Genomic DNA, 5,198 nt, shown 5'->3' with positions numbered 1-5,198 from the left:
CTCAACACACCGTTGACCCACACCCCGTCAATCCCTTCCGCTGCCCGTTGCGGGTCATTGAAGTCTGCCACGTCGCGAATGGTTTCCGGATTGAACAACACCAGATCTGCCCAGTGCCCTTCGCGGATTTCGCCGCGCGCCTTCAAGCCAAATCGCGCTGCCGACAGCCCGGTCATCTTGTGAATGGCGGTGTGCAGCGGAAACAACCCGACATCGCGACTGAAATGGCCGAGTACGCGTGGGAATGCACCCCACAAGCGCGGATGCGGGAACGGGTCGTCCGGCAATCCGTCAGAGCCAACCATGGACAGCGGATGCGCAAGGATTTTTCGAACGTCTGCCTCGTCCATTCCGTAGTACACCGCGCCAGCCGGTTGCAGTTGTCGAGCAGCGTCTAGCAACGACAGGTTCCACTCGGCGGCGATGTCCATCAGGTCGCGGCCGCCCATCTCCGGGTGCGGCGTGGACCAGGTGATGGTGATGCGGTGAGCATCGGTGACTTGCTTGAGGTCCAGCGTCGAAGAGCTCGCCGCGTAGGGATAACAGTCGCAGCCCACCGGATGGGTTTTCGCCGCGTTTTCGAGGGAAGCCAGCAATTGCGGACTGCGTCCCCAGTTACCGGCACCCGCGCATTTCAGGTGGGAAATGATTACCGGGGATTTCGCATGGCGACCGATCTGGAAGGCCTCGTCCATCGCCTCCAGCACCGGTTCGAATTCACTGCGCAAATGGGTGGTGTACACCGCGCCGAACGCCGCCAATTCTTCCGTCAGTTGCATCACTTCGTCGGTAGACGCCGAGAACGCGTTGGCGTAGGCCAGGCCTGTGGATAATCCCAAAGCGCCGGCCTCAAGACTTTCCCGCAGTTGTTCGCGCATCGCGCTGATTTCGTCTGGTGTAGCGACGCGAAACAGGTCATCGAGGTGATTGCTGCGCAACGCGGTATGACCGACCAGTGCAGCGACGTTCAGCGTAGTGTCCGCCGCTTCGACCGCCGCGCGGTAGTCGCTGAACCTGGGATAGACAAACGCCGCAGCAGTGCCGAGCAGGTTCATCGGGTCCGGTGGATCGCCCTTCAAACTCACCGGCGAAGCACTGATGCCGCAGTTGCCGACAATCACCGTGGTCACGCCCTGGCTGAGTTTTGGCAGCATCTGCGGCTGGCGGATAACCACGGTGTCGTCATGGGTGTGGACGTCGATGAAACCCRGCGCCAGCACGCGGCCAGCAGCGTCGATTTCTTCGGCGGCGGTGGTGTCTTGCAAGTCGCCGATGCGCTCGATGCGGCCGTTCAGGATCGCCACGTCAGCGGGGTAGCCGGGGCGGTTGCTGCCGTCGATGATCAGGGCGTTGCGAATCAGCGTGTCGTACATCATGTCAGTCTCCCAGCGGCAGTTAATCGTACACCTGCCGCGTTCCGTCTCAGTCGTGATTCACGCGCGCGCGTTTCAGCAGTTTCTTGCAACGCTCCGACAAGTGCAGCACCCGCAGATGTTTGCCGGCCTTGGCGTAGCGTTCGCGCAGTGCATTCAGCGCGGCAATGGCCGAGTAATCGACGAAGCTCAAATGACGGCAATCCAGCGTGACCTGAGCAGGATCATTGGCCGGGTCGAATTGATTCAGGAAGGGAGTCGTCGAGGCAAAGAACAGCGTGCCGTGTACCCGGTACAGTTTGCTGCCGTCGGTTTCCAGATGACTGTCGGCGTAAAGCTGCCGGGCCTGCTGCCAGGCAAAGTTGAGCGCCGCGATGATGATCCCGCACAGCACCGCAGTCGCCAGATCGGTGAACACAGTAATCACCGTCACGGCAATGATTACCAACACGTCGTTCAACGGCACTTTGTTCAGCACCCGAAGCGAGGCCCAGGCGAACGTTTGCTGAGACACCACAAACATCACCCCGACCAGCGCCGCCAGCGGGATGCGCTCGATTAGCGGCGAAAGAAACAGAATGAACAACAGGATCATCACCCCAGCCATCACCCCGGAGAGCCGCCCCCGCCCACCAGAACTGAGGTTGATCACCGTCTGACCGATCATCGCGCAACCGCCCATGCCGCCGAACACGCCAGAGACCATATTCGCTGCACCCAGCGCCACGCACTCGCGATCCGGGAAGCCACGGCTCTCGGTGATTTCGTCGGTCAGGTTCAGCGTCAGCAAGGTTTCCAGCAGGCCGACCAGCGCCATCAAAATCGCGTAGGGCGCGATGATGTACAGGGTTTCCAGGCTCCAGGGAATCTCTGGAAATGCAAACGTCGGCAAGCCACCGGCAATGTGCGCCATGTCGCCTAGCGTACGAGTCGGCAAGCCCAGCAGATACACCGCCAGCCCCACGCCCAGAATCGCCACCAATGCCGGCGGTACGGCACGCGTCAGGCGCGGCAGCAGGTAAACGATGGCCATGGTGACGGCCACCAGCCCACTCATTACATACAGCGGTGTGCCGCTGAGCCAGGCGCCACCGCTTTTGAAATGCTCCAACTGCGCCAAAGCAATGATGATCGCCAGGCCGTTGACGAAGCCGAGCATCACCGGGTGCGGGACCATGCGCACCAGTTTGCCCAGCCTGAGCAAGCCGAACGCCAACATGATCAGCCCGCCGAGCAGCACGGTCGCGAGCAAATACTGCACGCCGTGTTGCACCACCAGCGCGACGATCACCACGGCCATCGAACCGGCAGCGCCGGACACCATGCCCGGCCGCCCGCCGAACAGCGCGGTCAGGGTACATATGATGAACGCCCCGTAAAGCCCCATCAGTGGATTGAGGTGGGCCACCAGCGCGAAGGCGATGCATTCGGGCAGCAGGGCGAATGAGGTCGTGAGCCCGGCCAGGACATCGGCGCGTAGACGTTTTGGTTTCATGGGGAGGATCGCACGCAGGGAGTGACGAGAAGAAAGTGCGCGGATGTTACGGAATTGCGGATGGCCCGGCCAGTTGTTGGGCAGCTGAAAGCGCCTTCGCGAGCAAGCCACGCTCCCACAGGTGATTTGCGTCGTTCACAAATCCCCTGTGGGAGCGTGGCTTGCCCGCGATGAACGATGACGCGGTCTAAAGCGAACTCAAACCATCTCGTCCCGAATCCACTCAATCACCGACACCCGCTTCGGCACCCAGCCCAGCAACTCACGCGCCTTTTTCCCGCGCACCCGGCTATTGGACCCCAACCCATAGTTGGCCATTTCATACCCCCACTCGGCTTCGGCGTCTTTCAACGACCAGTCCTGCGGCGCGCCCAACTCCAGTGCTTGGGCAATGGCAGTGGTCATGTCGATAAACGACGCTTCAGCGCTTTCGACGAAGTAGAACGTGCCCGGTACGTTTTTGCTCAGCGCCAGCAGGTACAGAGACACCACGTCTTCGATGTGCACGTTGGACCAGATGTTCTGCCCCGGGCCGACATGCCGGACCACGCCACTTTTAAGCGCCTGCTTCAGCAAGCGCGGCAATTGCACGCTGTCGCGATTGACGCCGAGGCTGTGGCCGTAGATCAAGGTGTTGCAGATCACGGCCGAATTCACGCCGTCGTTCGCTGCTGCGAGGATCAGGTTATCGATGGCCACGCGAGCGGCCTTGTCGACAGTCGGTTCCGGCAGCTTGTCTTCGAAATAGATAACGTCGCTGGATTTTCCGCCGGACGCATCGCCGACGATGCTCGAACCGCTGGTGTGCAGGAACACTTTGTTGGAACCGCGCAAGGCGTCGAGCAAGGCTTCCACCGCGCCGCGATGGTCGCTGCTGGCGGCGTTGATCACTGCATCGGCAGCGCGAGCCTGTTCGCCCAGCAGTGCGCTGTCGTCAAGCGTGCCGATCACCGGGGTGATGCCCAACGCGCTCAGTTCACTGGCTTGTTCCTGGCTGCGCACCAGGCCGGTGACCTTGTGGCCCGCCCGGATCAGGCCGGTGGCAATGGAGCCGCCGATRAAACCGGCGGCGCCGGTGACGAATACGTTCATGGAGAAACTCCCTGCGTGAATAAGTGATGCAACGAGTATCGAGGAGTGATCACTGATGAAAAATCCCCTCTGACCCAATTCACTCTTGCGCGGGGATCACGAATCAGCCCTTGAAGTCTGAATTCGCATACGCCGCCAACTTGCCCTGAATGAAGTCCAGAAAGCACTGGATTCGCAGGGCCAGTTGCGAGTTGCGGTAGTACACCGCGTTGATCGGCTGTCGATAACCGCTGTTGAAGTCCGCCAGCAGCACTTGCAATCGCCCGGCACGGATGTCGTCGATCGTCATGTAATGCGACAGGCAGGCAATGCCCTGGCCTTCCAGCACCAAGTGCCGAATGGTCTCGCCGCTGGAGGCACTGATCGATGCCTCGATCGGCCAGCGATCACCATGCACAGAGCGCAACGGCCATTGGTTGAGGCCTTCGTTCTGGGTAAACCCCAGCAATGCATGCTCGCTTAAATCCGCAACCACCTGTGGTCTGCCGTGTTGCTCAAGGTAGGCCGGGCTGGCGACGATGTGCAGCGGACTGCAACCCAAGGAGCGTGCATGCAGGGTAGAGTCGGTGAGCGTGCCAATACGGATGGCAATGTCGGTGCTTTGCTCCAGCAGGTCGATGATCAAATCGTTGCTGTTGAGTTCGAGCTGGATGTCCGGGTAGAGCCTGCGGAATTCGTCGATGTAGGGCACGATGGCGTGCAGCATGAACGGTGAAGCGGCGTTGATCCGCAAGCGCCCGGACGGCGTTTGCTGGCGTGAGGTGAGGCGTTCTTCGAGTTCGTCCATCTGATCTAGAATCCGCTTGGCGTGCTCGAAGAAGTACTTGCCCTCCTCGGTCAGGTCCATGCGCCGTGTGGTGCGGTTGATCAGCGTGGTATCGAGTTTCGCCTCCAGTCGTGACAGCGTGCGGCTAACCGCCGAGGGGGTTTGCCCGACCTGTTCGGCCGCCGCGGAAATCGACCCGCACTCAATCACGCAGACAAAAATCTGCAATTCATCGGATCTGGCTTTCACTGCGGCCCCTCATTCAAAAACTGGCTTGATAGTAGCTGGATGCGGGGCGAAAGGAACCTCAAGCGGACAGGCCAAACACCTCGGCCAAGTGCTGCTCATAACGCTCCACATCGGCTTCGATGTTCGGGCGCTTCATCACGTCCACACAGAGGAACGTCGGCAACCCGGTCATGCCGAGGAACTCGTTGGCCTTGTGGAACGGGAAGTACACCGCGTCCACGCC

Annotated in this window: 4 protein-coding genes and 1 pseudogene; all 5 read right to left on the bottom strand. The window is 60.7% G+C overall.

The window, feature by feature from the left end:
* A partial coding sequence (locus tag AC1DRJ_RS18615; protein WP_477803454.1) for an N-acyl-D-amino-acid deacylase family protein occupies positions 1–1,376 on the bottom strand: 1,376 nt, incomplete at its 3' end.
* 46 nt (positions 1,377–1,422) lie between these two features.
* On the bottom strand, positions 1,423–2,868 hold the full coding sequence (locus AC1DRJ_RS18610) for a SulP family inorganic anion transporter (RefSeq protein WP_477803453.1): 1,446 nt from the start codon (positions 2,866–2,868) through the stop codon (positions 1,423–1,425).
* A 198-nt stretch (positions 2,869–3,066) separates the two neighbouring features.
* Complete coding sequence (locus tag AC1DRJ_RS18605; protein ID WP_477803452.1) at positions 3,067–3,960, bottom strand: NAD-dependent epimerase/dehydratase family protein; 894 nt, start codon at positions 3,958–3,960, stop codon at positions 3,067–3,069.
* Between the two features lie 103 nt (positions 3,961–4,063).
* Complete coding sequence (locus tag AC1DRJ_RS18600; protein WP_477803451.1) at positions 4,064–4,975, bottom strand: LysR substrate-binding domain-containing protein; 912 nt, start codon at positions 4,973–4,975, stop codon at positions 4,064–4,066.
* 58 nt (positions 4,976–5,033) lie between these two features.
* Positions 5,034–5,198 (bottom strand): annotated as a pseudogene (mdaB, locus tag AC1DRJ_RS18595) (NADPH:quinone oxidoreductase MdaB); the annotation flags it as partial.

This window comes from Pseudomonas sp. P5_B2, from assembly GCF_056400445.1.
This window is presented reverse-complemented; position numbering and strand designations above follow the sequence as displayed.

What these genes read in the sequence shown, in the direction of transcription:
- AC1DRJ_RS18610 (WP_477803453.1), bottom strand. Translation starts at nt 2,868, where the DNA reads ATGAAACCAAAACGTCTACGCGCCGATGTCCTGGCCGGGCTCACGACC.